A 24,857-nucleotide genomic window follows, 5' to 3' on the forward strand; every position below is an offset into this window, starting at 1 on the left:
AGGGACAGGATTATGAGCGAGGCTTACATCATTGATGCCATTCGCACACCGCGCGGCAAAGGAAAAAAAGACGGTTCACTACATGCCGTTAAACCGATTAGCCTACTGACCAGTTTATTGAACGAATTACAAAACCGACATCAATTTGACACCGCTGCAGTAGACGACATTGTACTGGGCTGCGTGACCCCCATTGGTGACCAAGGTGCGGACATTGCCAAAACCGCAGCCATTGCAGCAGGTTGGGACAATGATGTGGCAGGTGTTCAGATCAACCGTTTTTGCGCCTCAGGTTTAGAAGCAGTCAATATGGCTGCGCAAAAGGTCCGCTCTGGCTGGGAAGACCTTGTGGTGGCTGGCGGTGTAGAGTCGATGTCTCGTGTGCCGATGGGCTCAGATGGCGGTCCTTGGGCGCTTGACCCTGAAACCAATATGGCCTGTGACTTTATTCCACAAGGCATTGGAGCCGATTTAATTGCCACCATTGACGGTTACAGCCGAGCAGATGTGGATGCCTTTGCAGCCAACTCTCAGCAAAAAGCCGCAGCAGCTCAAGCCAATGGTTATTTTGACCAATCTGTCGTTCCTGTTAAAGACAAAGCAGGCGTGACAGTTTTAGCCAAAGATGAATTTATTAAACCAACGACCACAGCAGAAGGCTTAGGCAAGCTCAACCCAAGTTTTGCCATGATGGGACAAATGGGCTTTGATGCCATTGCCTTGCAAAAATATCCTGAAGTCGGCGCAGTCAACCATGTACACCATGCAGGGAATTCATCGGGCATCGTTGATGGTGCTGCCGTAGTATTGCTTGCCTCTGAAAAAGCGATCAAAGAACAAGGCCTAAAACCGCGTGCCAAAGTGCTTGCCACTGCATTGGTGGGTGCAGACCCAACCATTATGCTGACTGGCCCTGCACCTGCTGCACGTAAAGCCTTAGCCAAAGCTAACTTAACCATTGATGATATTGACCTATTTGAAGTGAACGAAGCTTTTGCAGCAGTCGTGATGCGTTTTATTACCGAACTCAAGGTTGATCCTACCAAAGTCAATGTGAATGGCGGTGCAATTGCATTAGGACATCCGCTGGGTGCAACAGGCGCCATGATTTTAGGCACCCTGATGGATGAACTAGAACGCCAAGGTAAAAAACGCGGTTTAGCAACCTTGTGTGTGGGCGGTGGTATGGGCATCGCAACGATTATTGAGCTAGTTTAATTAACCGAACCGTACACAGCATTTGATACTTGGTATGTGTCATCCACAACCTGACCAAAAATTGAAAATAATGTTTCTGCGAACTTTTAGAAAAAAGACATTAGTTGACAGGTTTTGTGGATGACAAATGGTTTTGCCTACTTTTGCCGAAACAAAAGTAGGTCGAACCTGAATGAAGCTAAAGCACTGCTTTAGCTGAAATGAAAAAAACAGTAATAAACAAATTTGTAAAGACTCCGTAGTGACGATGAATAATTTAAATCTCAAAAATCACTAGCAAAGTCATAAAAATATTTGGATAAAATTTATGAGCGCAATTCAATTTGAAAAAAATGCCGACAATATCGTCATTTTAACTTTAGATTCTCCAAACCAATCTGCCAACACCATGAATGCAGACTTCCGCACGGCACTGGCTGAAACGGTAGACAAACTGCAAGCAGATGAAAATATTGTAGGGATTATTTTCCGTTCCGCAAAAAAAACCTTCTTTGCAGGCGGTGATTTAGACGAACTGATTCAAGCTACACCTGAGCATGCAACTGAATTCTTCAATATGATTGAAGAAATGAAAGCCAAACTGCGTTATATCGAAACACGCGGCATTCCTGTTGTTGCAGCCTTAAATGGCACAGCGCTGGGCGGTGGTTGGGAGTTAGCACTCGGTTGTCATTATCGAATCGCACTGAATGATGCTAAGGCGAAATTTGGCTTACCAGAAGTAACTTTAGGCTTACTACCGGGCGGTGGCGGTATTGTACGTATGGTACGTTTATTGGGTCTGCAAAATGCTTTTCCGCTCTTGATGGAAGGCAAACAAGTTGGTGTCGAAAAAGCCAAATCGCTCGGGCTGATTCAAGACACTGCAGATAGCCTTGAAGACCTGATGGACAAAGCGATTGCGTGGGTCAAAGCCAATCCAAAATCACAGCAGCCCTTTGATGTAAAAGGCTATAAAATTCCGGGCGGTACGCCATCGACTCCTGCTGTGGCGCAAATGCTCGCCATTGCCCCCGCTATGCTGCGTGACAAAACCAAGGGCTGTTACCCTGCGCCTGAAGCCATTATGTCGGCTGCTGTTGAAGGCGCTCAGGTCGATGTTGATACGGCGCTCACGATTGAATCACGTTACTTTACTTACCTTGCAACCGGTCAAATTTCTAAAAATATGATCGGCACCTTCTGGCATGGTCTCAACGCTATTAAGTCTGGTGCAAGCCGTCCAAAAGACGTCGCGAAATGGCAAGCCACCAAAGTTGGTATTTTAGGTGCAGGCATGATGGGTGCAGGCATCGCTTATGCCACAGCATCAAAAGGCATTGCAGTTGTACTCAAAGATGTTTCTGTTGAAGCTGCTGAAAAAGGCAAAGCCTATAGCCAAAAACTGCTAGATAAAAAAGTATCTCAAGGCCGTTTAAGTGCAGAAAAATGTGATCAAGTTTTAGGACTGATTCATGCCACTGCAGATGCTGCCGACTTACAAGGCTGCGACTTGATCATTGAAGCGGTATTTGAAAATGTCGAACTCAAAGCCAAAGTGACACAAGAAGCAGAAGCCTATTTGGCAGATGGCGGTATTTTTGCATCCAACACCTCAACCTTGCCGATTTCAGGCTTGGCCAATGCATCTCAAGATCAAGCTAAATTTATCGGTCTACATTTCTTTAGTCCTGTCGACAAAATGCAATTAGTGGAAATTATTAAAGGTAAAAACACTTCGGCTGAAACTTTGGCTAAAGCCTTTGACTTTGTGCAGCAAATTGGCAAAACGCCAATTGTAGTGAATGACAACCGTGGCTTCTTTACCAGCCGTGTCTTTGGCACCTTTGTGCAAGAAGGTTTACGTCTGCTGTCTGAAGGCGTACACCCTGCCCGCATTGAAATGGCTGCACTAAAAGCCGGCATGCCTGTAGGCCCATTGGCGATTCAAGATGAAGTGTCTTTAACGCTGTCTGAGCATGTTGCGGCCGAGACACGTAAAGCCTTGCAAGCCGAAGGCAAAGACCTACCACGTTCAGGTGCGGATGACGTTATTCAAACGATGATTCATGAGTTCGGACGTAAAGGTAAAGTAGCTGGTGCAGGTTTTTATGAATATCCTGAAGGCGGTAAAAAGCACCTTTGGGATGGCTTGAGCAAATGGCAGAAAGATAATACTATTTCTGAACAGGAAATGATTGACCGCTTCCTGTTTGTACAGTCACTCGATACCTTACGCTGCCTAGAAGAAGGTGTTTTAGAATCGACTGTTGATGGCAATGTCGGATCAATCTTCGGGATTGGTTTTGCCCCTTGGACAGGTGGTGCACTTCAATTTTTAAACCAATATGGTTTGGAAAAAGCGCTATTACGTGCCAATACACTAGAAGCAAAATATGGCGAACGCTTCAAAGCACCGCAATTGCTGAAAGACAAAGTGGCGAAAGCTGAGCAGATTTAATTATTCATTTTGAGCATGCAAATTTTGCTGTTCAATCACATCAAAAGGAGCTTCGGCTCCTTTTTATTTTCCTTCTCAGTCGCGTGTTTGCAAACAAGCCTAGAATTTACGCGAACTCTCATCAGTTTTATGTTATAAAGTAACAAGTTTTTTGATTTCTTTTTATCCGATTGAGTAGCTTGTTATGACAGATCATACTTCTCCTGAAAAATCACCATGGGGCTGGAAAGCACTGATTATCTTCTGTATTTTAGGTGCGCTATTCATGGGTATTTTCTGGCTTGCTGTGACCAATGAACCAGACTATATGCCGAGCCAACAGAAAAAAGACAATACTCAACAGCATGCATTTAAAAATGCCCCTGTGATGTCAGAAGAAGCGTTGAAAAAGGCGCAAGCTGATCAAGCAGCTCGTGAAGCATCTGCACCGACTGCAGCAGACATGCATATGACCGAAGAACAACATGCACATATGGATGACATGAGCCCTGAACCTACTGCATCGAATGATCATGGTCACTAAGCTTTGACCCAATCTATGCAAATAAAAAACGCTTAAAATATTAAGCGTTTTTTATTTATAGCTGTCCAATTTTAAGTATTTAAGCCAAAGCCATATACATATCTTGATGCGGAATACCACAATCTAAATATTCATCACCTTCAACAACAAAACCCAACGCTGCATAAAAAGGGATAGCATGCACTTGTGAAGATAGTTTTAAATATTCACGTTGCTCTAATGTCGCTTGTTGAATGATGGCTTGCATCAAGATTTTACCAATCCCCTGACCGCGATGAGCCTTTAAAACAGCAACACGGCCTATACTGTTATTTTTCAACAAACGAGCAGTTGCAATAGCTTTCATCCCATCATGAACAATAAAATGCAGTGAAATCTCATCTTCTGCATCCCATTCATCTTCGGGCGATATCTGCTGTTCTAAAATAAAGACCTGTTCACGTATCGATCGAGCTGCAGATGCCAGTTGCTCCCACGGACCGAATTGAATATTTAACTGCTGCATCCCTTCATCCTTTAGCATTTACAGCCAATATCTTGCTGGTCCCATTGATCATTTAACAATAATTCCAAGGAATGCTTTTGAATGCCATACATGTCTTTTAAAGCTTGGATCTGCGCCAATACCGCTTGATCAGGCTCGACATAGTCTGCACGTTTGGTTGCCAAGATCATTTTATTTTTACTGGTATGCTCAAGTGCCACAAATTCAAAGACTTTGGTTTCATAACCATATGCTTTCAATAAAAGTGCACGAATCGTGTCAGTAAGCATCTCTGCTTGCTGGCCCGAATGAATGCCAAATTGCAACATCGGTGCAAGTACTTGCGGCGCTTTCAATTGCGGACGCAATTCTTTATGACAACACGGCGCACACATGATCATTTGCGCATTTAATCGAATGCCGGTATGAATCGCAAAGTCCGTTGCTACATCATAAGCGTGCAGTGCAATCATGACATCTAAGCGCTCAGGCGCATATGTACGAACATCGCCTTGGAAAAAATCCAGTTGGCTGAAATTCGACTGCTGCGCAACGCTTTGGCAAAATTCCACCATTTTCGGATTTAGCTCAACCCCTGTCACTTTAGGCACTTGCTGGTGTTTTGCTAAATAATCATATAATGCAAAAGTCAGATAGCCTTTACCTGAACCAAAATCCACGACATGTAGAGATTGATCGGTCTCTTTGATCTGGCTTAAAGCGCCTGAAAAAATTTCTACAAATTTATTAATTTGTTTCCATTTACGTGCCATGCTCGGAATAATTTGTGCTTTTGCATCCGTAATACCGAGTGGCTGTAAGAAATAACTGTTTTGATCGACATAGCGATGTTTCGCTCGATCATGTCCTTGCTGCTCCGTAGGAATTTTCCCTAAGGCTGGCTGCTTTTTGCTGATGCTTAGCATCGCTTTCTTTTTATTTTTTTTGAGCTGAATTTCTTCATCCAAGGTCATCAGGTTGGCTTGCTTACAACAACTCAATAAACTTTCGACTTGTTGATATGCGGATGCGATTGGATAGTTTTTGGTGATGTCTTGGGTTTTGTAACGATATAAACAGCTGAGAAATGACTCTCCTTGCAGCGAAATGACTCGCAAGGTCATTTTTTCTAATTGCTCTAATTCACCTTTATACTGACTCAAGATCATGCGATCAAAACGCTGTGTTTCAATGGCTTGCTGAAAGGCTGCTAAAAATTGCTGCTCTTGCGTAGAGGGAGAAGCCAAAGATGACATAATATAAACCTAGATAAATTTGCAAAACAATTTTAAATCTTCTTACACCAAAAGCAAAATTGAATTACTATACATATGTATATTTAAATTATTATAAAAGATACGTTATGAATGCTCCCCATCTTTTAGCTTATGACCCAGCTGAAGAAAGACTGAATTTCTATACCCATGCTTTCGGTGCGGCTTTGTCTGCCATCGCAGGTATCCTACTGATTTTAAAAGGCTCCTACCTTCCAACTGGACAATGGCTTGCACTTTGGGTGTATGCATTCAGTATGCTGTTATTGTTTTCAGCATCGAGTCTATATCACTTCGCAGAGTCTCCTGAGCGCCGTGGTTGGTACAAAAAACTCGACCATACTGCAATCTATTATCTAATTGCAGGTACTTACACCCCGTTTCTGGCAATCGCACTGCCTACCGCAAAAGCGCATTATTTACTCATTGCACTGTGGGTGATTGCCGCAATTGGGACACTATTCAAATTAATTTTCATTCATCGTTTTCAAAAGATTTCGTTGATTGCCTATTTGGTGATGGGATGGCTTGCGGTACTGGTAATGGATGATATGCAACGCTTTTTATCTGATCAAGCTTTAACCTACCTGATCATTGGCGGGCTATCTTATACAATCGGTGCATTGTTTTATGCCTTAAAAAAGGTAAGATATACACACGCTATCTGGCATATTTTTGTATTGATAGGTGCAGGATCACATTTCCTGTCGATTTATCTCTACGTGATATAACCCACTGACACTGCATTCTTTAGTGACCCTAATCCCGCAGTTCGTAAGTTGGTATTTCGTATTTTTTTAAGAAATTACGCCTTTTTTAAAAAGATTACGCTTTTAAAACTAAGTTCAATTATTTTTAGTAAGTGTAAGGTCCACCATGGCGTCTTCAAGTGCTGCTGCGACTGAACAGCAACCAACAAATTCAAAATTCCGCGTACTTACAGCAAGTCTTGTAGGTACCACAATCGAATTCTTCGATTTCTACATCTATGCAACTGCGGCTGTAATTATCTTCCCGCATCTGTTCTTCCCTGCAAGTACAGATCCAACAACCGCAACGATTCAATCTCTAGCAACGTTTGCGATTGCCTTTATTGCTCGCCCGATTGGTGCAGCATTCTTTGGCCATTTAGGTGACCGTATCGGTCGTAAAGCCACATTAGTTGCCGCTCTCCTCACCATGGGGATTTCTACAGTATGTATCGGCTTGCTTCCAACCTATGCTCAAATTGGTATCGCTGCTCCGCTCATGCTTGCACTTTGTCGCTTAGGTCAAGGTCTGGGTTTAGGTGGTGAATGGTCAGGTGCCGTGCTACTTGCAACTGAAAATGCGCCAGAAGGCAAACGTGCTTGGTATGGTATGTTCCCTCAATTAGGTGCGCCAATCGGCTTTATTCTTGCAACAGGCTCATTCTTGACCTTAGGTCACTTCATGTCTGAAGCTGAGTTTATGCAATGGGGTTGGCGTATTCCATTCATTGCAAGTGCGCTATTGGTTATTGTCGGTCTGTGGATTCGTTTAAAATTACATGAAACACCAGCGTTCCAAAAAGTATTGGATAAGCAAAAAGAAGTAAATATTCCGTTCAAAGAAGTGATCACTAAGCACTGGGGGATGTTAATTCTCGGTACGATTGCCGCGATTTGTACATTTGTAGTGTTCTACTTAACCACAGTATTCGCTTTACAATGGGGTACAACCCAGCTTGGTTACACACGTGAAGAATTTTTAAAACTTCAACTGGTTGCCACACTTTGTTTTGCTGCCTTCATTCCACTTTCTGCTGTATTTGCTGAAAAATTTGGTCGTAAAACGACTTCGATTGCGGTATGTGTTGTATCTGCATTGTTTGGCTTAGTCTTCTCAAGCATGCTTGAGTCTGGCAGTACTGCGATGGTGTTCTTATTCCTATGTATCGGTCTTGCGATCATGGGTTTAACCTATGGTCCAATTGGTACGGTATTGTCTGAAATCTTCCCAACGTCTGTACGTTACACAGGTTCAGCTTTAACCTTTAACATGGCAGGTATTTTTGGTGCATCTTTCGCACCACTGATCGCAACTAAACTTGCAACTGGCTATGGTTTATATGCAGTAGGTTACTACCTAACTGCGGCATCAATCCTTTCATTGATCGCGTTCTTAATGATTCGCGAAACCAAAAATGATGATGTGAATAATCAGGTTTAATCTGTACATAATAAAAAAGCCAGCACATATTGCTGGCTTTTTTATGTCTCAAATTGAGTCAATGAACTGATGAATACTCTGTAGTTGACAGCATTTTAAATAATTAAATTCATGCATGCAGCTTAGATCCCACTGAGTAGCAATACACATCTTATGTTGCAAGACACGGTCATTCACTTAATTTCAAACAGCAAATGAATGGCACGATTCAATTTTATTAACCAAACAAGGCCTGTAGCTCTACATCAAGAAGAACATTCACCAAACCGTTTAGCGATAATGAACGGTAGTTTTTGATTAAACCAACTCGATAATATCAATGGTCGGTGGCACAAGAAAACGGAAAGGTACCCCAACCATGCCCGTACCAACAGTGACAAAGACATCTGCATTGTCATGCTGATATAGCCCTTTTTTATGACCTAAAATCGACACTTTTTTCATTACATAATCGGTCAACCATGGCAATTCCACTTGTCCACCATGTGTATGACCCGACAACATCAATGGTCGTCCCGGAAGTTTAGGTACCATATCGACGGTATCTGGATTATGCGACAAAATGATCCAAGGCTTATCCTGTGGCAATTCTGGCAAATAGCGCATATCGGCTTTACCAGCCCATAAGTCCCCAACGCCTAATAAACGAAACTCATTAAACTCAACCACTTGCCCTTCGATATCCACCACATGATTACTTTCTAATGCATGCTTTAACAACTCTTGAATAGGCGGACCGGGATATTGCTCATCATGATTACCATTCACCGAATAAATCGGAGCAATAATTTTTTTTAGTACGGCCAGTTCTTCAGCTAACTTATTTTCTGGCTCGTAAGTCCAATCCCCTGCAACCACGACCAAATCAGGATTTTGTGCATTGATCTTATCGACGATCATTTTTAACTGACGTTCATGGCCCGAAAATAAACCAATATGTAAATCACCAATTAAAGCAATGCGTACAGGCTTTAATAATTGTCGTGTTTCATGCAATTGATATTGACATTTTTTCACCTGAATCATGTGCGGCTCGATAAATCGGGCATAGCATAAAAGGCCCGTAACAGCACCGACAAAAATCGCTTCATGCAGTGAATAATAGCCACTCCAGCCTGCATAAAAGCTAAAGAAGAACAAAGGAATAAGTAAATACGAGAGATAAAATGCCAACAAATGTACGAAGGCTTTAAACGGATGAATCGTTTCCGTACGCGACTGACTTAACCAAGCTTGGGAAATTGCCCAAACACCTAGCACAGCCAACCCGATATAAAAATACATCACTACGGAATCTAATTCCCACATACATTTGCTCTACAATTTGCCTAACGAGAAAACTCGGTCACTATATTTATCTTTTCACAGCTGACACTTATACTCAAATCAAATTTTTTAGTATGTCTAACAGTATGAACTCAGCTACACCGAAACAGCAAAATTTGCCCTTCATACACAACCACACTAAGGCGGTTTTGCTGAGTTGTAGCCTTGTTTTGACTTTATCTGCATGTAGTACCTTGCCTAAACAGCAAACTCAACCTGTGGAATATGCCTTTAATACTCCCACTGACGATACTAGCCTTGCGAAAATTGTGCTGCCGCTACGTGAACAAAATCCAAATTTAACTGGTTACCACGTACTTTATGACCCATTAGAAGCCTTAGCGGCTCGAATCGAACTGATCAATAAAGCCGAAAAAAGTTTAGATCTACAATACTATATTTGGGATAACGACAAAATTGGTGCTTTGGCCCTGCATGCCATGATCAAAGCTGCAGATCGTGGGGTGAAAATTCGTTTATTGGTCGATGACAACAATGCAAAAAAGATGGAAGGGATTTATATGGCACTCGACCAGCATGCCAATATTGATGTCAAACTGTATAACCCATACCGCTTCCGACATTTCCGCCCTGTCGATATGGTGCTGGATCTAAAACGCATCAACCGCCGTATGCACAACAAAAGCTTTATTGCAGACAATCAAATCGCATTGATTGGTGGTCGCAATATGAGTAACCAATACTATAACGTCAGTGATAATTATCAATTTTCCGATGTTGACGTCATGCTGGTCGGTGCGGCATCCGATGAAATCATCCATTCTTTTGACGAATATTGGAATGATGATTATGCCTTTCCAGTACGTCAATTGGTCAATCCACGCCACTATAGTTTGCGCTTTGACAGTCTCAAACAACAACTCGATGACTATAATCAAGAAGCCACTGTGGTCAATTATTTGGACTTAGCTAACCGTTCACATGCCTTTGATGACTGGCTCAACAATAAAATCCAATTTGATTGGGTCAAAGCCGAAGTGGTCAAAGATTCCCCGAGCAAAATCAAATCTAAGGCTAAAAAAGAAGAGCATCTCAACTTTCAGCTCCTCAACCGTTTAGATAAACCGGAACAAAGTGTCGATATCGTTTCGGCCTACTTTGTCCCAGAAAAAAAAGGGGCTGAACGCCTAAAAAATCTTCGTGCAGATGGCGTAAAAGTCAGAGTCTTGACTAACTCATTCCAGGCCAATGACGTGCCATTGGTTCATGCTTTTTATAGCAAATATCGTCAAGATCTCTTGGAAAACGACGTTCAACTCTATGAATTTCTCTCTAGACCTGATGCAGAAAACCTCAACACCAATACCAAAGAGTTGGCGGAAAAATCTAAAGTTAGTCTAAAAGGTTTAAGCCGTTCAAGCCTACATGCCAAACTGATGGCAATTGATGAAAAACAAGTCTTTATCGGCTCATTTAACTTTGATCCACGCTCAGCATATTTAAATACTGAAATTGGGGTATTACTGAATAGCCCACGCTTAGCCAAAGCCGTCCACTACACCATGGATGAAAATTTAAGTAAATATGCCTATAAGTTAGTGCTCAATGCAGACCAACAGATCAATTGGAAAATTAAGCTGTCAAATGGTCAAACGCGTATTTATCCACGTGAACCGAAAATCAAGTGGTGGCAAAAAGCGGGGGTGAAATTTATCTCTTGGTTGCCGCTCGAAGGCTTTATGTAAGGATTGTGCTGCAAAGGCATCCCCTTGCAGCCTGTATCATTAAATTATTTAGCTTCAACTGGAACTGGCGCTTTAAGAACTTTAGCTTGAAGCTCTGCTAATCCCTGATTCATTTTTTGCTGCACTTCTTGTGTCAGACTGTCAACAGTATGACCTGCCGAATCAATTGCGGGCAATATCATCAGATGCGCTGTGACTTTCGGCATTTCTAAGACATTTTTGACATGTCGATCAAAGCTAATGTCTCCGACATAGGGTGCAATATTATCGAGTTCACCGTCCTGATTCACATAGCAAATTAAGCAAATTTGGACTGGACGTTCGGCTTCAATCGCCGCACCTAAAATACGACCATGAATTTTTTTAATTTTGCTGCCATCTGAAGTGGTGGCTTCTGGGAAAAAGAGTACCGGCGTATCTTGTTTTAAGAAGCCTGTAATTTGTTCTTTAATTTTAATCGAGTCGCCAGAGCCACGCTTAATAAATAAGGTGCCACCGCCTTTTGCCAAATTACCCAGCACTGGCCATTTTTCAATTTCAGCTTTCGCCAAAAAGAAAACACGTGCGCCAGAACCCAAAACTGCCACATCTAACCATGAAATATGATTACTTACCCAAAGGGCTGGTTGACGTGGAATTTCGCCATGCACTTTGACTTCAAGATTAAATACTTTGCATAACTTGCGACAAAAATACTGCACATAGCGGGTATTTTGCGGGTTATTCGGGTCTTTATACAATTGATGACGATAAACCAAATAAAAACCCTGCGTCACGGCAACAGCTGCTGCACCGACTTTTTTACAATACAAATAAAATTTTGAAAACACATTAATTTGCGGTGTATTGACGATTTGAGGTTGATTCATAAACGGTTCACTAAAAGGACACGGTGCCACAATTTGGCGTAAATTTTCATCATCATATACCGAAGACAGTTTTTTTGCATTGATCATAAAAACCGAAGTCGAAGATAATATTTCCCTATTTTAATCGTTTTTAAAAATCAAATATTATTTTTATATCGGTTTTAAAGGTTAAAATTATGAATCATTCATATTCAGACAATCCCCCTATTTCTTCATGGCAAGCGTTAAAAGCCATTGCTGGTTTTTCATTGATATATGTTTGTGTGCTTTTCTTATTGGCGCTGAGCTTTCGAAGCTTTCTCTAATTGAATAGCACGACATACAGAACTTAGCCATTAATCCCTCACTTAGATTAACCCTCGTACTGCATTTTCGCCTAAAATGAATCTTTAAACAGGAGTGTGTGCTGAGTGGAAAATTTAAATCAACATCAAGCGAGCGGTGAACGCGTAATTTTAGTCAGTGTGGCAGTACAAATGCTCGCAGACCTTGATGCCGAAGAATTCCACTTACTTGCTCAATCTGCAGGTGCCAATATTTTACAACATGTGCATGCTCAGCGTATTAAGCCTGATGCCAAATTATTTATCGGCTCAGGGAAAGCTGAAGAAATTGCAGAAGTGGTTGCAGAGCATGAAGCCGAATTGGTCATTTTTGACCATGCCCTCACCCCTGCCCAAGCACGTAATCTTGAAAGCATCATGCGATGTCGTGTGGTCGATCGCACTGAATTAATTTTAGATATTTTTGCCCAACGCGCACGTACCTATGAAGGTAAATTGCAAGTTGAATTGGCCCAATTACAACATATGGCTTCACGGCTGATTCGTAGTCGTGGCGATCTCGATAGCCAAAAAGGTGGGATCGGCCTACGTGGACCGGGTGAAACGCTGCTGGAAACTGACCGTCGGCTACTCAAGCTCCGTATGGGACAACTCAAAGCGAAACTTGAGAAAGTCCGCCAAACACGTATGCAAGGTCGTGTGGCACGTCAAAAAGCTGCTGTTCCAACCGTGTCATTGGTGGGTTATACCAATGCTGGTAAATCGACCTTATTTAATAATTTAGCAAAAAGTGATGTCTATGCAGCAGACCAACTGTTTGCGACACTTGACCCAACTTTACGCCGTCTACATTGGGATGGTATCGGCAACTTAGTTCTCGCAGATACTGTAGGTTTTGTGCGTAATTTATCGCACTCACTGGTCGAGTCGTTTAAAGCCACCTTAGAAGAAACGTTGGAGGCGACCTTATTGTTACATGTCATTGACTCCAGCAGTCCTGACATGATGGAACAAATCGAGGCTGTCGAAAAAGTACTGAAAGAAATTGGTGTCGATGTTCCGATTCTGCGCGTTTATAACAAAATTGATGTCAGTGGCGAAGATCCTAAAATCATCTATGGCAAGCCACATCAGCCGGAACGTGTCTATGTCTCAGCACATAGTGGTAAAGGTCTACCCTTATTACGCCAAGCGGTTCAAGAATGCTTAATGGGTCAAATTCAAAGCTTTGAAGTCCATCTAAAACCGGCTTATGGTAAATTAAGAACACAACTATATGCGCTCAATGTGATCCAAAATGAAAGTTATGATGAACAAGGCAACTTAATTTTGCATGTCATCATTGCCCCACATAAGTTAGAACAACTGATTAAACAGGCGCATTTACCCATTGATGAAATTTTGGGAACACGTGCGCAACAATTCCAACATCCTCTTGAAGAATTTGAAATTAAAGATTAAATCGGTTAAAACTTGATTTGTATAATTTTAACGAAAGACAAAAATGGACTGGATCAAGCGCATCGACTGGAAAGCCTGGATAGGCACTCTTGCATTAATTATTCTTTTCCGTGAAGGTGCGGTCTGGGTCATGAAGCAATTCAGTCACCCAGAATTAGGTAATCTCGTCGGACTGATTAGCTTGCTGATCGTGCTTTCATTTTGGAGAAAATTCAACAAAATTCCAGCCAGTTTGGTCGATACCAATAATAAAATCATGAAAGAAAGTGCCTTTGCCTTCTTACCCATTAGTGCAGGCTCATTGCTGATGATGATGCATTTAGGTGATGAAATTCCAATGTTTTTGATTGTTCTCTTTGTCAGCACCCTCATACCGCTGTGGGTCTACGCAAAAATGTCTAAGAAATGGCTATAAGGAGAATCAACATGCTTTCAATCATCTCTGGATTCATCATTACCCTGATCGCCTATCTTGTCGCAAAACCCATTAATAAAAAATTACCGCAAATCCCCGTGATTGTGATTGGGATGTTTTTCGTCATTGGTATGCTCTATCTTTTTGGCATTTCCTATGAAAGTTATATGGCACAGGTCAATCCACTGTTCAATAACTTACTCGGCTATGTCACAGTGGCCTTGGCCATTCCTTTAGCAGCAATGCGCTACGATGACTTGCCATTAAAAGCCGTGGGCGGGATTTTAGTCTTTGCCAGTATCAGTGCCGTTGCCCTCCCTATGGGGCTGGCTTATTTATTGCATTTGTCAGATCCAACCATTATGGCTTTTGCTACACGGGCAGTGACCACCCCAATTGCCATCAACATTGCGACGCTGCTGCATTCCCCGATTCCTTTGGTGATTTTGATTGTGATTTTATCAGGGGTGATTGGCGCAGCATTTTCACCCATCATACTCAAAAATATTCATGATGAACGTGCATCAGGACTCGCCTTAGGACTTGCTGCACATGCGATTGGCACAGCTCAAGCTTGGCAGCGCGGCAGCATTGCTGGGCGCTATGCAGCATTTGGCATGGCGGTAAATGCAGTCTTCACAGCAATCTGGTTGCCAACTTTCATACTCTATCTACAAAATATGTGACTGAGCAATCACTTTTAAATGATTGTTTTGTATAAAAAATAAACTTAATATAAATTCAAGGGTACGCCACAACACATTGAACGATGTGCTGTGGATGTTACATTTTTGGTAAAGTCACTTTTGTGCAACATGTCAACTTTCCCGAATAAAATGTAAATATTTATGCTTAGAGTAGTTGCTCTAAGTTCAAATATTACCTAGTATGATCAATAAACCCTCACAAAGTGTATTGATAAAGGATTATTAATATGATCGAAAAAAGTTTGAAATGGGCTGCATTATTCGGTGCCGTAGTCACAAGCTCTGCACTTTATGCTCAAGATCTTACAGGGACTTGGCAACAAATTGACGATAAAACCGGTTCGCCTAAAGCACTGATCGAAATTCGAAAAGATGCCAAAGACACCTATACCGGCAAAATTGTCAAAGTGACGCCACGTCCGGGTTATACACCAAAGGAAAAATGTGTGAATTGCCCTGCACCTTATACCAACCAGCCTATTTTAGGGATGGATGTATTTAAGGGGCTGAAACTTGAAAGGGAAAATACCTACTCTCAAGGGAAAATTATTGATCCTTTGGCAGGCAAAATTTACAGCTTAAAAGGCAAAATTTCTGCCAATGGTAAGCGCTTACATTTACGTGGATATCTGGGGATTTCCGCGATTGGTCGTACACAGACATGGATTCGCGCTGAATAAATTTTAAATTTATTCAGTAAATTGATTTGACATAGGTGAACCACCTACAGGGAATATCTGATGAAAAAATTAAAAGTGAGCCTCTTATTCTTAGCTGCTGTAATGAGTGGTTCAGCTTTTGCTCAAGACCTTTCAGGGACTTGGCAACAAATTGATGATAAAACAGGTTCACAAAAAGCCATTATTGAAATCCGTAAAGAAAGTAATGGCACATTCGTGGGTAAAATCATCAAAGTGACGCCGCGTCCGGGCTATACACCACGCGACACCTGCGTAAACTGCCCTGCACCCTACAAAAACAAGCCAATCTTAGGCCTTGATATCTTAACAGGTTTAAAACATATTGAAGGCACTAATAACTACGACAAAGGCCGTATTATTGACCCTCTTTCAGGCAAAGTTTACGACACAAAAATCCGTTTAAATGCCAGTGGGAAACGCCTAACTTTACGGGGTTATATGGGTGTTTCTGCACTTGGTCGTAGCCAAACTTGGATTCGCCAAGAGTAACCCCAAACAAGTAAAAAAACCGCCGACATGGCGGTTTTTCTTATTCCGAATATCTTCAAATTATTTTTAAATTAAAGTTGACTATTCTCATAAACTTTCTAACATACGTGCTCATAAATCATGCTTCTCGGGGACAAGCGATCATGTTTAAAAAAATATTATTCAGCCTATGTACATTGGGTATGATGAATGTTGCATTTGCAAATGACATTGCTGGCACATGGCAACAAATTGACGATAAAACAGGAGCTGCAAAAGCAATTATTTCGATTCACAAAGAATCAAATAATACCTATACCGGTAAAATTATTAAAATTACACCACGTCCGGGCTATACACCGCAAAAAAACTGTAATAAGTGCCCTGCGCCTTATACCAACCAACCGATTCTCGGCATGGAAATTGTTAAAGGTTTAAAGCAAATTAATAATACGAATAATTATGAAAAAGGTCGTATTATCGACCCTCTTTCTGGCAAAGTTTATGATGCTAAAGTCCGCTTAAACAGCACAGGAAAACGTATTTCGATCCGTGCAAGTATTGGCGTTTCAGTCTTGGGTCGTAACCAAACTTGGATTCGTTTAGACTAATCCACACACCAATAAAAAAGCCGCACGAATGCGGCTTTTTTATTTTTAAATACTTACATTACAGGATTATCGACCGCAAACATGCACTGATCTTCTAAACGATAGGCCATCAACTGATTGCCCCAAACACATCCGCCATCCACATTTTGGATTTTTGCTGAAATGCTTTTTCCTTGTAAAGCAGCCCAATGACCAAAAAGAATTTGATGGGTCTGAGCTGCTTGTGACTCAAACTCAAACCATGGCTTAAAACCCTTCGGCATAGGGTCATCGAGTGAATCTTTAAAACTGAACTCTAATCGACCTTCTGCATCGGTTAAGCGCATGCGGGTCAAATAGTTGGTAATACAGCGTAAGCGCGCATGACCAGACAAATCATCCGACCATAGGTTCGGCTCTTTACCGTACATCACTTGAAGAAACGCATCGACCACATCAAAGTCGTCATGACCAATCACCGCTTCCACTTCCTTTGCCAAGTCTGCGGTTTGCTGCGCAGTCCAATTCAAAGGAATACCCGCATGAGTCAAAATGGTTTGCTCATTCGGAAATAGACACAGCGGCTGCTTGCGTAACCAATCAATCAAATCATCACTTTCTAAAGCGTGAATCACATCATCGATATTGTCTTTAGGATTGATATCCTTAATACCGCGAGCGCATGCCAGCAAAGTCAGATCATGATTGCCCAGTACCGTCGCCGCAACTTCACTATCCACTAATTTTTTGATGAACCGCAAAGCGCCTACCGAGTTTTCACCCCGTGCGACGAGATCACCGGCAAACCATATAAAATCTTGGTCTGCATCAAACTTAATCTCTTTCAGTAAAGCTTTTAATGCTTCAAAACAGCCTTGAACATCACCAATGACATAGTTATAGCGAATATTGCGAGTCATAATTATTTAAGCCACCATTTGATCTGCTAATGCGACAAATTCTGCAAGTGTTAGGGTTTCTGGACGCGCCATTGGATCAACCCCTGCATTTTCAAAACCATCTTCAACCAACATGCCTTTTAAGCTGTTACGCAAGGTCTTGCGGCGCTGAGTAAAGACATGTGAAACTAAACGCGCAAGCGCTTTTTCATCTTTCGCCATAATCGGTTTAACGGCATAAGGCTCTAAACGGAATACCGCAGAGGTGACTTTTGGCGGCGGATTAAATGAGCCCGGTGGCACTTCAAATAAAAACGTCGGTTTGCAGAAATATTGAATCATCACCGATAAACGACCATATTCTTTAGTATTCGGTGAAGCGGTAATACGGTCCACGACTTCTTTTTGCAGCATGAAGTGCATGTCTTTGACTTTGTCGCCAAACTCCAAGAGATGAAACAGCAGCGGAGTCGAGATGTTATACGGCAAGTTGCCAACCACGCGCAGAGGACGGCCTTCGGCAAACAGCTCGGTAAAGTCATATTTCAGCGCGTCGGTTTCAACAATGGTCAAGCGCTCAGGATGCGGCACACGGCCCGGCAAACCTGCAGCTAAGTCACGGTCCAGCTCAACCACAGTTAGAGCATCACATTCACCAATTAAAGGCGATGTAAGCGCGGCAAGACCGGGACCAATTTCGACAATATTGTCACCAGTACGCGGATTTACCGAACGTACAATTTTGGCAATAACACGTTGATCATGTAAGAAATTCTGTCCAAACCGCTTACGCGTGTGATGCCCTTCATCTTTTGGGTTTAGGGCATTAATTTGATACATAAAATTCTCCGCATAGGTTTATTACAACGATTACTGACTTGATTCAAATTCACTCAAGCGAGCAAAAATTTCTTCGGACTTGGCCACATTATCCCGAGCCGCGTTAATTACACTGAGCAATGGCTCTCTTTGTTTCAACAAAGCCATTGTTTCAGATTTCATCATTTCTTCAGTTTCAGCCTGAATGGAGAGCAAACTTTCACGCATTTCAGCATTGTTTACGCGCTCTACACCGAGTTCGGGATTACCATTCAGTTGAGCCTTCAAAAAAATATTGAAAGTTTCAAAATCTGCTAAAAAGTCATCTAAATCGTCTGGATGAATAGAATTTACATCAGTTAACTTCAGCAAAGAACTCAACATTCGTCCCGCAATATAGACTTGATTTTTGGCAATCATTGCTTGAATAGCTGAATTGTTTGCTCTAGCCATCATATCAGCCAGAATGTTATATTCAGCTTGAATACCTGGAATGGTTTCACTTACAAGAAGTTGATATTCATATAGCGCACTCAGGCTATTTTGATGCTGTACAAGCAGATCAATATTAGCATTGATTGCCTGTCCATCTTGAAGCATTTTATCAGCTCCATCACGATTCGCATATTTTTTATGCACCGCGGTCAGCGCTTGATTAAATTTTTGCTGATTATGTTTAAAGCCATCCACAGCACCCGGTAATGCAAAACGTATAAATCCTTCCGTCTGTTTTGGAATTTGCAGCGATAATACTTTTAATTCACAAAAATGATGATCTGTAGCGAGCGTTGAACATGCTGACAGCATCAACGCTAACGCAATCCCAAAAAATGGGCGAATGATCGATTTCGCCCTAAGCATCTTGTTATTTTCCTGTTTTATTTTTGATAATTTTTTACTATTATTCATATAAAATTCAAACCTTTATTATTAAGTTTCGTTATTTTTCGCACGTGCTAATTCTAAAGCCAAATCAACCGCCACCTGTAAACTCGAACTTTTAGCAAGACCAGTTCCAGCCAGTGACAGTGCTGTGCCGTGATCCACTGAAGTCCGAATAAACGGTAAGCCCAAAGTGATATTGATGGCTTCGCCAAAGCCCTGCGACTTTAACACAGGTAAGCCCTGATCGTGATACATCGCCAAAACCGCATCGGCATCTTTTAAATTTTCAGGGGTAAATAAGGTATCAGCAGGTAAGCTCAGGCTCATATTCACCCCTTGAGCGCGATAACGCTCTAGCACCGGATTGATCACTTCAATCTCCTCCATGCCCAAATAGCCATCTTCACCCGCATGCGGATTTAAACCGCAGACTAAAATATGCGGATGATCATTTTTAAATTTGGTTTTTAAATCATGAATTACAATATCAATGACTTGATGCAAACGTTCTTGAGTAATGGCATCGGCTACATCACGAAGCGGTAAATGTGTAGTTGCCAATGCGACACGGAGCGTTTTGGTCGCAAGCATCATCACGACACGATCAACGCCTGCAAATTCTTGATAAAACTCCGTATGTCCGCTGAAATGGATACCGGCATCATTAATAATCGACTTTTGCACAGGCGCTGTGGCAACACCAACACTTTTGCCTGACATCGCATAATCTGCAGAACGTCGTAATTGCTCCAACACATAAGCTGCATTATTCACATCTAACTGACCTGCAATAACTGGTTTAGTCACAGGTACATGTTCCACATAAAGCTGACCTAGAGCTGCCGACTCATCCTGCCCAACATAGTCGATCAGTTCAACTTCGAGCTTTAATTGTTGAGCGCGCTTGAGCAGCAAATCTTTATCAATAAGAACCACAATTGGCCTTTCATCTATTCGATTGGCTAAGCTCAAACAAATATCAGGTCCGATACCTGCGGGTTCACCGCTCGTGATATATAAAGGCAGCATGGGTTTATCCTGTGTGTGCAATAACATTATTATACTGTGTGATGCACATGACAGACCTAATTTTATTGACTAAAAATACCTGACAAAACTCAAAAATAAGCGCGTTGTACGACATTGTATGGAATGAAATCGAAAGCAAAACCTAAAATGTCAATGATCCAAATCAATGCAAATAAGAATCATAATGCCGCGCTGAACGACTGACACATGCTGCGGGTACTTCGTTATCAACCAAAAAGACATAACGCTCACAAGCAATAATCCAATCAACAGATAAACCAATAAATAACTAAGGAAAAATAAAGTGAGCATCATCAACAAAACGATGATCGCACCATCCGCCCCATGCAAATATACCAAATACAAAAAAGTTGGGCTTAAAATCAAGGTGCTACATAAGCCCATTAAATACCACCAATGTCGCAAAATAAGGGTTCAGATGTGTTTTTTAACAGATTAGAATTCGACATGATTTACTTTCATCCGCTTTTTTTATAATTTCTGGATTATCTACTGTTTATTGCTGAAGAAATATACTACAATACAGCGCTTGAAATTTTATATTTTCATTTGTGATTCTTCACGTATTCGTATAGAATCGCGTCTCCTTTTGTTTGGACAGCTTCCATAGTCCAAACCAACTATAATAGGTAGTGGTTTAATGAAAACTCTCAGCGCTAAGCCAGCTGAAGTTCAACACGACTGGTACGTTGTTGATGCTTCTGGCAAAACTTTAGGTCGCCTTGCGACTGAAATCGCTCGTCGTTTACGCGGTAAGCACAAAACTTCTTATACTCCTCACGTTGACACTGGTGACTACATCGTTGTTATCAATGCTGAGCAAGTTCAAGTGACTGGTAAAAAATCACTTGATAAGAAATATTATCGCCACACTGGTTTCCCTGGTGGTATTCGTGAAACTAATTTCGAAAAATTAGTTGCTCACAAACCAGAAGAAATCTTCGAACGTGCTGTAAAAGGCATGTTGCCAAAAGGTCCTCTTGGTTATGCAATGATCAAGAAAATGAAAGTGTACGCTGGTACTGAGCATCCACATACTGCTCAACAGCCACAAGTTTTGGACATCTAAGGGATACAGCACATGGCTACTAACTATGGTACAGGTCGCCGTAAGACCGCAACTGCACGTGTTTTCCTATCAGCTGGTACTGGTAAACTCGTAATCAACAACCGTTCTTTAGAACAATATTTCGGTCGTGAAACTGCTCGTATGGTTGTTAACCAACCACTTGAGCTTTTAGAAGCTACTGAGAAATATGACCTTTACATCACTGTTGCTGGTGGTGGTATCGGTGGTCAAGCAGGCGCTATCCGTCACGGTATTACTCGTGCATTGATCGCTTCTGACGAAACTCTTAAACCTGCTCTTCGTCAAGCTGGTTTCGTTACTCGTGATGCTCGTGAAGTTGAACGTAAGAAACTTGGTTTACGTAAAGCTCGTAAACGTCCTCAATTCTCTAAACGTTAATTCGTTTACCGAATCGGACAAAAAACCTTGGCTTATGCCAAGGTTTTTTTATATCTTGATTTTTATGAAGATGATGCAAATATAACAACGAACCGATAAACCAAGAGACTCAAACTCGCAATTAAGCATATAACCGACAGTGTTAGTGTAATTGTACAGATGGTGATTTTGTTTTTTTGTTCAGGGCTATCATCCTCTGCTCCATAATCAGAGGCATAACCTCCAGCGAGTGCCGTATAAAAGCCAATGCCCATAAAAATAACCGCAGCGAAAAATAATAATTTTTGTACAAGTGCAATGGTCATCATGCGGTGATGATCAGGTAAATGAATGACATGACAATCTATCAGATAAAATAAACCAAAACTGGAATTTTCGTTGTAGCTGCATTGATATTGCTAAAGTCTCCGTGATTTTACTGTCTAATTTTAGTATCCTATCTTATTCATTTCTCATCGTCTCGGATTATGTCAGTCGAAAATGCACCTCTCCAAGGGATTACGCTTTACAGTCATGCGGATGACTTTCGCTCACACTGGATACGCTATGTACTTGCAGAGAAGCAAATCAAACATAATTTAATTATTGCTGATGATGAAGACGAAGATCTTGCGAGTTTAAATCCCTACAATCAACTTCCGATGATGATTGAAAATGGCCTAAAACTCTATAACAGCAGTATTATTGCCGAATATCTGGATGACCGTTATCGTCAAAATAAACTGTATGCAGATGCACCTATGCCTCGTGCAGAGCAACGTCAATATGTATGGCGCTTCGAACAAGATTGGTTAAGACTGGCTGATATTATGCTTCGCCATCCCGATACCCTCGATGAAAAAGCCAAGCAAAACGCACAAAAACAATTACGTGATACACTCATTTCACTAACCCCCTTGTTTCAGCATTATCCTTATTTTATGTCTGAACAATTTAGCATGTTAGACTGTATGCTCGCGCCTATATTTCTGCGCCTAAAAGCCATGGGTATTGAGCTTCCCAAACAGCAATGCCGCCCTATATTTCTCTATTGCCAACGCATCTTTAGCCGTCCAGCATTTATCAAATCAATGACATTGCAGGAAAAAAATCGCTATAGCGAGCTTTTAGTAAAAAATTAATTTTCCATAAATATTCGAGTAAGCATTATGTCTGAACAGGAACTACAACTCACTCCAACACGTCCATACTTAACACGGGCACTTTATGAATGGATTTGTGAAAACCAACTTACCCCCTACCTACTTGTCGATGCGACACAGAATGGTACGATGGTGCCAGTTCAATATATTCAAGATGGCCAAATTGTCCTGAATATCGCACCTCATGCAACGCATGCGCTACACATGAGTAATGAGACGATTACTTTCTCTGCACGCTTTGGTGGCGTTTCGCAAAACCTCTATATCCCCTTTTCTGCAGTTCTAGGCATCTATGCACGTGAAAATGGTCAAGGCATGTTCTTCGATCCTCAAGAATATGAAGGTATTCAGAATGATCAAAATGCTTTAAAATCAAACGACCAAGAACAACAAGAGCAACCGAAGAAAAAACCGGGTTTAAGGTTGCTCGATTAAAGAATAAGGAAGCGAATAATGGCTTTTGATTTAGTACAATATTTTGTCGAACAAATAGAATCTCAAAAGCCTACGCTTTTAAGTCATTTAAATCGTGAAGAAAAACGACAACATTTACGTGAAATTAATGCTTTAACCTTAGGTGAATTGATTCATCAGCTACGCATTAATGGTGAAAAGGTTTATCAAGAAATTACTCAGCCTGATGAACTCTATATTCAGGAAGTTTCACGTCATCTCACCACCAACCCTTCAAATGCATCAACATTAGAACGCTCTGAACTCGAAAACCTAACTACAGAAGTTTTTCATTTACAATTAAATGAATTAAAACAACTTCATGATACAGGCTCACATTCACCGCAAAGTATTCGAGAATTACTCAACGGACAAATTGAACATCTTTCTGGTCAAGCGGATGATTGGGTTTGGTCAACAAACAACCTAACAGAGCTCCTTGGTTCTAAACCAAATCTTCAAGAAGAGATATCATTAGAGGCATCAATGAAGGAGTTCAATCAAATGGTTAATCAACAACATACACAAGAAGACGTAACAACTGAAGTACAAGTACCGACTTGGTCAAAAATTGTAGAGCCAGTAGTTGCAGTGGTGATTCTATGGATTTTGGCATCTGCAGCATGTAATATTTTTGCTTAATTGACTTCATTTCTCTAAATCTATGACCTGCTTTTTAAGCAGGTTTTTTTTAACCGAATATTTAGGATATTGATATTTTAAATATAAAATTTACCCGATAAAGGTAGCCAAATAATGATCCCAGGCAGTATCGTGGACAACCTATCCCTCTAAATTCTTAAAATATTTCTGCTCAAAGGCTTCTGGGCTTAACCAACCATTTGCAGAGTGCCTTCTCACTCGATTGTAGTAAATCTCAATATAGTCAAACAAGACAACATTGGCTTCTTTTCGGGTCAAAAATACACTGCCATGTACCACATGACCTTTAAATGTGTGAAAGAAGCTTTCTGTTACTGCATTATCCCATGAGCAATATACTGCGCAAGGCCTCGTCTAGACATGCTTTGGATGCAGTTGTTCATCAATAATAGCGCTCTAAAATCACGACTACAGTGCTGTGAGCCTTGGTCAGAATGGACCATGATATTCGTTGGATACCCGCCCACAATTCAAATTATGCAGTCATTGGCTTATGTTAGCTTGGATGATTTCAGAAGAACGAACCATTCATGAAATTTTAAATAAACCCTTTTATCATCCAACTTTAGAAGAAGGGTTAAGAACTGCATTAAAGCATGCACGACGTCAGTTAAAATAATTTTATCGTTTTAGGTCGATTTATAGCGTTGGATTTCCAACGCTTTATTTTCGCCCCCTTTTATCTTTTTTCCACGCATAAAAAAACACCCCCTGAGATATCAGGGGGTGTTTCGAATAATGAGCTGGCGATGACTTACTCTCACATGGGTAACCCCACACTACCATCAGCGCTAAGAGGTTTCACTTCTGAGTTCGGGAAGG

Annotated in this window: 26 protein-coding genes and 2 pseudogenes; 18 read left to right on the top strand and 10 right to left on the bottom strand. The window is 41.3% G+C overall.

Annotated elements, in window-relative coordinates:
- Window positions 1-12 precede the first annotated feature (12 nt).
- The 3 genes from FTT77_RS04405 (at window position 13) to FTT77_RS04415 (ending at window position 4,181) form a co-directional block, all read left to right on the top strand.
- Window positions 13-1,218: an acetyl-CoA C-acetyltransferase gene (locus FTT77_RS04405; protein WP_180108973.1), complete on the top strand. Its 1,206-nt coding sequence runs from the start codon at window positions 13-15 to the stop codon at window positions 1,216-1,218.
- 307 nt (window positions 1,219-1,525) lie between these two features.
- Window positions 1,526-3,658: a 3-hydroxyacyl-CoA dehydrogenase NAD-binding domain-containing protein gene (locus FTT77_RS04410; RefSeq protein ID WP_180108974.1), complete on the top strand. Its 2,133-nt coding sequence runs from the start codon at window positions 1,526-1,528 to the stop codon at window positions 3,656-3,658.
- A gap of 184 nt (window positions 3,659-3,842) precedes the next feature.
- On the top strand, window positions 3,843-4,181 hold the full coding sequence (locus tag FTT77_RS04415) for a hypothetical protein (RefSeq protein ID WP_078190097.1): 339 nt from the start codon (window positions 3,843-3,845) through the stop codon (window positions 4,179-4,181).
- A 79-nt stretch (window positions 4,182-4,260) separates the two neighbouring features.
- Here FTT77_RS04415 and FTT77_RS04420 read toward each other — a convergent pair whose 3' ends face one another.
- Both FTT77_RS04420 and FTT77_RS04425 read right to left on the bottom strand, forming a co-directional pair.
- Window positions 4,261-4,686: a GNAT family N-acetyltransferase gene (locus tag FTT77_RS04420; RefSeq protein ID WP_252725871.1), complete on the bottom strand. Its 426-nt coding sequence runs from the start codon at window positions 4,684-4,686 to the stop codon at window positions 4,261-4,263.
- An 11-nt stretch (window positions 4,687-4,697) separates the two neighbouring features.
- Window positions 4,698-5,921: an SAM-dependent methyltransferase gene (locus tag FTT77_RS04425; protein WP_180108975.1), complete on the bottom strand. Its 1,224-nt coding sequence runs from the start codon at window positions 5,919-5,921 to the stop codon at window positions 4,698-4,700.
- A 107-nt stretch (window positions 5,922-6,028) separates the two neighbouring features.
- Between FTT77_RS04425 and FTT77_RS04430 the strand changes: the two genes are divergently transcribed.
- Together FTT77_RS04430 and FTT77_RS04435 are read left to right on the top strand one after the other, a co-directional pair.
- Complete coding sequence (locus FTT77_RS04430; RefSeq protein ID WP_180011623.1) at window positions 6,029-6,670, top strand: hemolysin III family protein; 642 nt, start codon at window positions 6,029-6,031, stop codon at window positions 6,668-6,670.
- Between the two features lie 145 nt (window positions 6,671-6,815).
- Window positions 6,816-8,129 carry an MFS transporter gene (locus FTT77_RS04435; RefSeq protein ID WP_111885003.1) on the top strand — a complete coding sequence of 438 codons (1,314 nt, stop codon included), beginning with the start codon at window positions 6,816-6,818 and terminating at the stop codon, window positions 8,127-8,129.
- A 297-nt stretch (window positions 8,130-8,426) separates the two neighbouring features.
- Here FTT77_RS04435 and FTT77_RS04440 read toward each other — a convergent pair whose 3' ends face one another.
- Window positions 8,427-9,437, bottom strand: coding sequence for a metallophosphoesterase (locus tag FTT77_RS04440; RefSeq protein ID WP_078190102.1), 1,011 nt, complete (start codon window positions 9,435-9,437; stop codon window positions 8,427-8,429).
- Window positions 9,438-9,541: 104 nt separating this feature from the next.
- On the opposite strand from FTT77_RS04440, the gene FTT77_RS04445 reads away from it, so the two are divergent.
- Complete coding sequence (locus FTT77_RS04445) at window positions 9,542-11,161, top strand: phospholipase D family protein (RefSeq protein ID WP_257224699.1); 1,620 nt, start codon at window positions 9,542-9,544, stop codon at window positions 11,159-11,161.
- A gap of 44 nt (window positions 11,162-11,205) precedes the next feature.
- On the opposite strand, the gene FTT77_RS04450 is transcribed toward FTT77_RS04445, so the two are convergent.
- Window positions 11,206-12,030, bottom strand: a complete 825-nt coding sequence (locus tag FTT77_RS04450) for a 1-acyl-sn-glycerol-3-phosphate acyltransferase (protein WP_180108980.1) — start codon at window positions 12,028-12,030, stop codon at window positions 11,206-11,208.
- Between the two features lie 410 nt (window positions 12,031-12,440).
- Here FTT77_RS04450 and hflX point away from each other — a divergent pair, with 410 nt between their 5' ends.
- The 6 genes from hflX to FTT77_RS04480 all read left to right on the top strand — a co-directional run bounded on the left by hflX (window position 12,441) and on the right by FTT77_RS04480 (window position 16,677).
- Window positions 12,441-13,775 carry a ribosome rescue GTPase HflX gene (gene hflX, locus FTT77_RS04455; protein WP_180026700.1) on the top strand — a complete coding sequence of 445 codons (1,335 nt, stop codon included), beginning with the start codon at window positions 12,441-12,443 and terminating at the stop codon, window positions 13,773-13,775.
- A 43-nt stretch (window positions 13,776-13,818) separates the two neighbouring features.
- On the top strand, window positions 13,819-14,190 hold the full coding sequence (locus FTT77_RS04460; RefSeq protein ID WP_168379556.1) for a hypothetical protein: 372 nt from the start codon (window positions 13,819-13,821) through the stop codon (window positions 14,188-14,190).
- A gap of 11 nt (window positions 14,191-14,201) precedes the next feature.
- Complete coding sequence (locus FTT77_RS04465; RefSeq protein WP_078190106.1) at window positions 14,202-14,876, top strand: LrgB family protein; 675 nt, start codon at window positions 14,202-14,204, stop codon at window positions 14,874-14,876.
- A 248-nt stretch (window positions 14,877-15,124) separates the two neighbouring features.
- Window positions 15,125-15,577 carry a DUF2147 domain-containing protein gene (locus FTT77_RS04470; RefSeq protein WP_168379557.1) on the top strand — a complete coding sequence of 151 codons (453 nt, stop codon included), beginning with the start codon at window positions 15,125-15,127 and terminating at the stop codon, window positions 15,575-15,577.
- Between the two features lie 60 nt (window positions 15,578-15,637).
- Entirely contained in the window at window positions 15,638-16,087 is a 450-nt protein-coding gene (locus FTT77_RS04475) for a DUF2147 domain-containing protein (RefSeq protein WP_168379558.1), read from the top strand.
- A 143-nt stretch (window positions 16,088-16,230) separates the two neighbouring features.
- The gene (locus tag FTT77_RS04480) at window positions 16,231-16,677 is read left to right on the top strand and encodes a DUF2147 domain-containing protein (RefSeq protein WP_180005129.1); all 447 of its coding nucleotides are present in this window, start codon (window positions 16,231-16,233) and stop codon (window positions 16,675-16,677) included.
- A 53-nt stretch (window positions 16,678-16,730) separates the two neighbouring features.
- Here the strand turns inward: FTT77_RS04480 and FTT77_RS04485 are convergent, their stop codons facing one another.
- The 4 genes from FTT77_RS04485 to pdxA form a co-directional block, all read right to left on the bottom strand.
- Window positions 16,731-17,576 (bottom strand): symmetrical bis(5'-nucleosyl)-tetraphosphatase, encoded by an 846-nt coding sequence (locus FTT77_RS04485; protein ID WP_180050326.1) that lies wholly within the window; start codon window positions 17,574-17,576, stop codon window positions 16,731-16,733.
- A 6-nt stretch (window positions 17,577-17,582) separates the two neighbouring features.
- Window positions 17,583-18,395, bottom strand: coding sequence for a 16S rRNA (adenine(1518)-N(6)/adenine(1519)-N(6))-dimethyltransferase RsmA (gene rsmA, locus FTT77_RS04490; RefSeq protein WP_180011634.1), 813 nt, complete (start codon window positions 18,393-18,395; stop codon window positions 17,583-17,585).
- Between the two features lie 30 nt (window positions 18,396-18,425).
- Entirely contained in the window at window positions 18,426-19,235 is an 810-nt protein-coding gene (locus tag FTT77_RS04495) for a pilus assembly protein PilJ (protein WP_180026698.1), read from the bottom strand.
- Window positions 19,236-19,304: 69 nt separating this feature from the next.
- Window positions 19,305-20,288 carry a 4-hydroxythreonine-4-phosphate dehydrogenase PdxA gene (pdxA, locus tag FTT77_RS04500; RefSeq protein WP_180108977.1) on the bottom strand — a complete coding sequence of 328 codons (984 nt, stop codon included), beginning with the start codon at window positions 20,286-20,288 and terminating at the stop codon, window positions 19,305-19,307.
- A 661-nt stretch (window positions 20,289-20,949) separates the two neighbouring features.
- Between pdxA and rplM the strand changes: the two genes are divergently transcribed.
- On the top strand, window positions 20,950-21,378 hold the full coding sequence (gene rplM / locus FTT77_RS04505) for a 50S ribosomal protein L13 (RefSeq protein WP_004722943.1): 429 nt from the start codon (window positions 20,950-20,952) through the stop codon (window positions 21,376-21,378).
- Window positions 21,379-21,390: 12 nt separating this feature from the next.
- Window positions 21,391-21,777 carry a 30S ribosomal protein S9 gene (gene rpsI / locus FTT77_RS04510; protein WP_078190115.1) on the top strand — a complete coding sequence of 129 codons (387 nt, stop codon included), beginning with the start codon at window positions 21,391-21,393 and terminating at the stop codon, window positions 21,775-21,777.
- A 62-nt stretch (window positions 21,778-21,839) separates the two neighbouring features.
- Here rpsI and FTT77_RS04515 read toward each other — a convergent pair whose 3' ends face one another.
- On the bottom strand, window positions 21,840-22,085 hold the full coding sequence (locus FTT77_RS04515) for a hypothetical protein (RefSeq protein ID WP_180108978.1): 246 nt from the start codon (window positions 22,083-22,085) through the stop codon (window positions 21,840-21,842).
- Between the two features lie 159 nt (window positions 22,086-22,244).
- Here FTT77_RS04515 and FTT77_RS04520 point away from each other — a divergent pair, with 159 nt between their 5' ends.
- The 3 genes from FTT77_RS04520 to FTT77_RS04530 are packed head-to-tail and all read left to right on the top strand — an operon-like array spanning window position 22,245 to window position 24,014.
- Window positions 22,245-22,898 carry a glutathione S-transferase N-terminal domain-containing protein gene (locus FTT77_RS04520; protein WP_180026697.1) on the top strand — a complete coding sequence of 218 codons (654 nt, stop codon included), beginning with the start codon at window positions 22,245-22,247 and terminating at the stop codon, window positions 22,896-22,898.
- Window positions 22,899-22,925: 27 nt separating this feature from the next.
- On the top strand, window positions 22,926-23,354 hold the full coding sequence (locus FTT77_RS04525) for a ClpXP protease specificity-enhancing factor (RefSeq protein WP_180041717.1): 429 nt from the start codon (window positions 22,926-22,928) through the stop codon (window positions 23,352-23,354).
- A gap of 18 nt (window positions 23,355-23,372) precedes the next feature.
- Window positions 23,373-24,014 (top strand): hypothetical protein, encoded by a 642-nt coding sequence (locus tag FTT77_RS04530; RefSeq protein WP_180041715.1) that lies wholly within the window; start codon window positions 23,373-23,375, stop codon window positions 24,012-24,014.
- 141 nt (window positions 24,015-24,155) lie between these two features.
- On the opposite strand, the pseudogene FTT77_RS04535 reads toward FTT77_RS04530, so the two are convergent.
- A pseudogene (locus FTT77_RS04535) lies at window positions 24,156-24,496 on the bottom strand (IS3 family transposase); the annotation flags it as partial.
- Window positions 24,497-24,528: 32 nt separating this feature from the next.
- Here FTT77_RS04535 and FTT77_RS17375 point away from each other — a divergent pair.
- Window positions 24,529-24,654, top strand: a pseudogene (locus tag FTT77_RS17375) (hypothetical protein); the annotation flags it as partial.
- Window positions 24,655-24,857 lie beyond the last annotated feature (203 nt).

Origin of the sequence: Acinetobacter sp. YH01010 (genome assembly GCF_013420775.1) — a bacterium.
Lineage (GTDB): Bacteria > Pseudomonadota > Gammaproteobacteria > Pseudomonadales > Moraxellaceae > Acinetobacter > Acinetobacter amyesii.

Excerpts from the sequence above, each read along its gene's own strand:
- FTT77_RS04420 (WP_252725871.1), bottom strand. The coding sequence starts at position 4,686 with ATGCAGCAGTTAAATATTCAATTCGGTCCGTGGGAGCAACTGGCATCT.
- FTT77_RS04475 (WP_168379558.1), top strand. The coding sequence starts at position 15,638 with ATGAAAAAATTAAAAGTGAGCCTCTTATTCTTAGCTGCTGTAATGAGT.
- FTT77_RS04495 (WP_180026698.1), bottom strand. The coding sequence starts at position 19,235 with ATGCTTAGGGCGAAATCGATCATTCGCCCATTTTTTGGGATTGCGTTA.
- FTT77_RS04430 (WP_180011623.1), top strand. The coding sequence starts at position 6,029 with ATGAATGCTCCCCATCTTTTAGCTTATGACCCAGCTGAAGAAAGACTG.
- rpsI (WP_078190115.1), top strand. The coding sequence starts at position 21,391 with ATGGCTACTAACTATGGTACAGGTCGCCGTAAGACCGCAACTGCACGT.
- FTT77_RS04425 (WP_180108975.1), bottom strand. The coding sequence starts at position 5,921 with ATGTCATCTTTGGCTTCTCCCTCTACGCAAGAGCAGCAATTTTTAGCA.
- FTT77_RS04450 (WP_180108980.1), bottom strand. The coding sequence starts at position 12,030 with ATGAATCAACCTCAAATCGTCAATACACCGCAAATTAATGTGTTTTCA.
- rplM (WP_004722943.1), top strand. The coding sequence starts at position 20,950 with ATGAAAACTCTCAGCGCTAAGCCAGCTGAAGTTCAACACGACTGGTAC.
- FTT77_RS04465 (WP_078190106.1), top strand. The coding sequence starts at position 14,202 with ATGCTTTCAATCATCTCTGGATTCATCATTACCCTGATCGCCTATCTT.
- FTT77_RS04415 (WP_078190097.1), top strand. The coding sequence starts at position 3,843 with ATGACAGATCATACTTCTCCTGAAAAATCACCATGGGGCTGGAAAGCA.
- FTT77_RS04410 (WP_180108974.1), top strand. The coding sequence starts at position 1,526 with ATGAGCGCAATTCAATTTGAAAAAAATGCCGACAATATCGTCATTTTA.
- pdxA (WP_180108977.1), bottom strand. The coding sequence starts at position 20,288 with ATGCTGCCTTTATATATCACGAGCGGTGAACCCGCAGGTATCGGACCT.
- FTT77_RS04435 (WP_111885003.1), top strand. The coding sequence starts at position 6,816 with ATGGCGTCTTCAAGTGCTGCTGCGACTGAACAGCAACCAACAAATTCA.
- FTT77_RS04525 (WP_180041717.1), top strand. The coding sequence starts at position 22,926 with ATGTCTGAACAGGAACTACAACTCACTCCAACACGTCCATACTTAACA.
- FTT77_RS04445 (WP_257224699.1), top strand. The coding sequence starts at position 9,542 with ATGAACTCAGCTACACCGAAACAGCAAAATTTGCCCTTCATACACAAC.
- FTT77_RS04460 (WP_168379556.1), top strand. The coding sequence starts at position 13,819 with ATGGACTGGATCAAGCGCATCGACTGGAAAGCCTGGATAGGCACTCTT.
- rsmA (WP_180011634.1), bottom strand. The coding sequence starts at position 18,395 with ATGTATCAAATTAATGCCCTAAACCCAAAAGATGAAGGGCATCACACG.
- FTT77_RS04470 (WP_168379557.1), top strand. The coding sequence starts at position 15,125 with ATGATCGAAAAAAGTTTGAAATGGGCTGCATTATTCGGTGCCGTAGTC.
- FTT77_RS04480 (WP_180005129.1), top strand. The coding sequence starts at position 16,231 with ATGTTTAAAAAAATATTATTCAGCCTATGTACATTGGGTATGATGAAT.
- FTT77_RS04440 (WP_078190102.1), bottom strand. The coding sequence starts at position 9,437 with ATGTGGGAATTAGATTCCGTAGTGATGTATTTTTATATCGGGTTGGCT.
- FTT77_RS04520 (WP_180026697.1), top strand. The coding sequence starts at position 22,245 with ATGTCAGTCGAAAATGCACCTCTCCAAGGGATTACGCTTTACAGTCAT.
- FTT77_RS04515 (WP_180108978.1), bottom strand. The coding sequence starts at position 22,085 with ATGATGACCATTGCACTTGTACAAAAATTATTATTTTTCGCTGCGGTT.
- FTT77_RS04405 (WP_180108973.1), top strand. The coding sequence starts at position 13 with ATGAGCGAGGCTTACATCATTGATGCCATTCGCACACCGCGCGGCAAA.
- FTT77_RS04485 (WP_180050326.1), bottom strand. The coding sequence starts at position 17,576 with ATGACTCGCAATATTCGCTATAACTATGTCATTGGTGATGTTCAAGGC.
- FTT77_RS04530 (WP_180041715.1), top strand. The coding sequence starts at position 23,373 with ATGGCTTTTGATTTAGTACAATATTTTGTCGAACAAATAGAATCTCAA.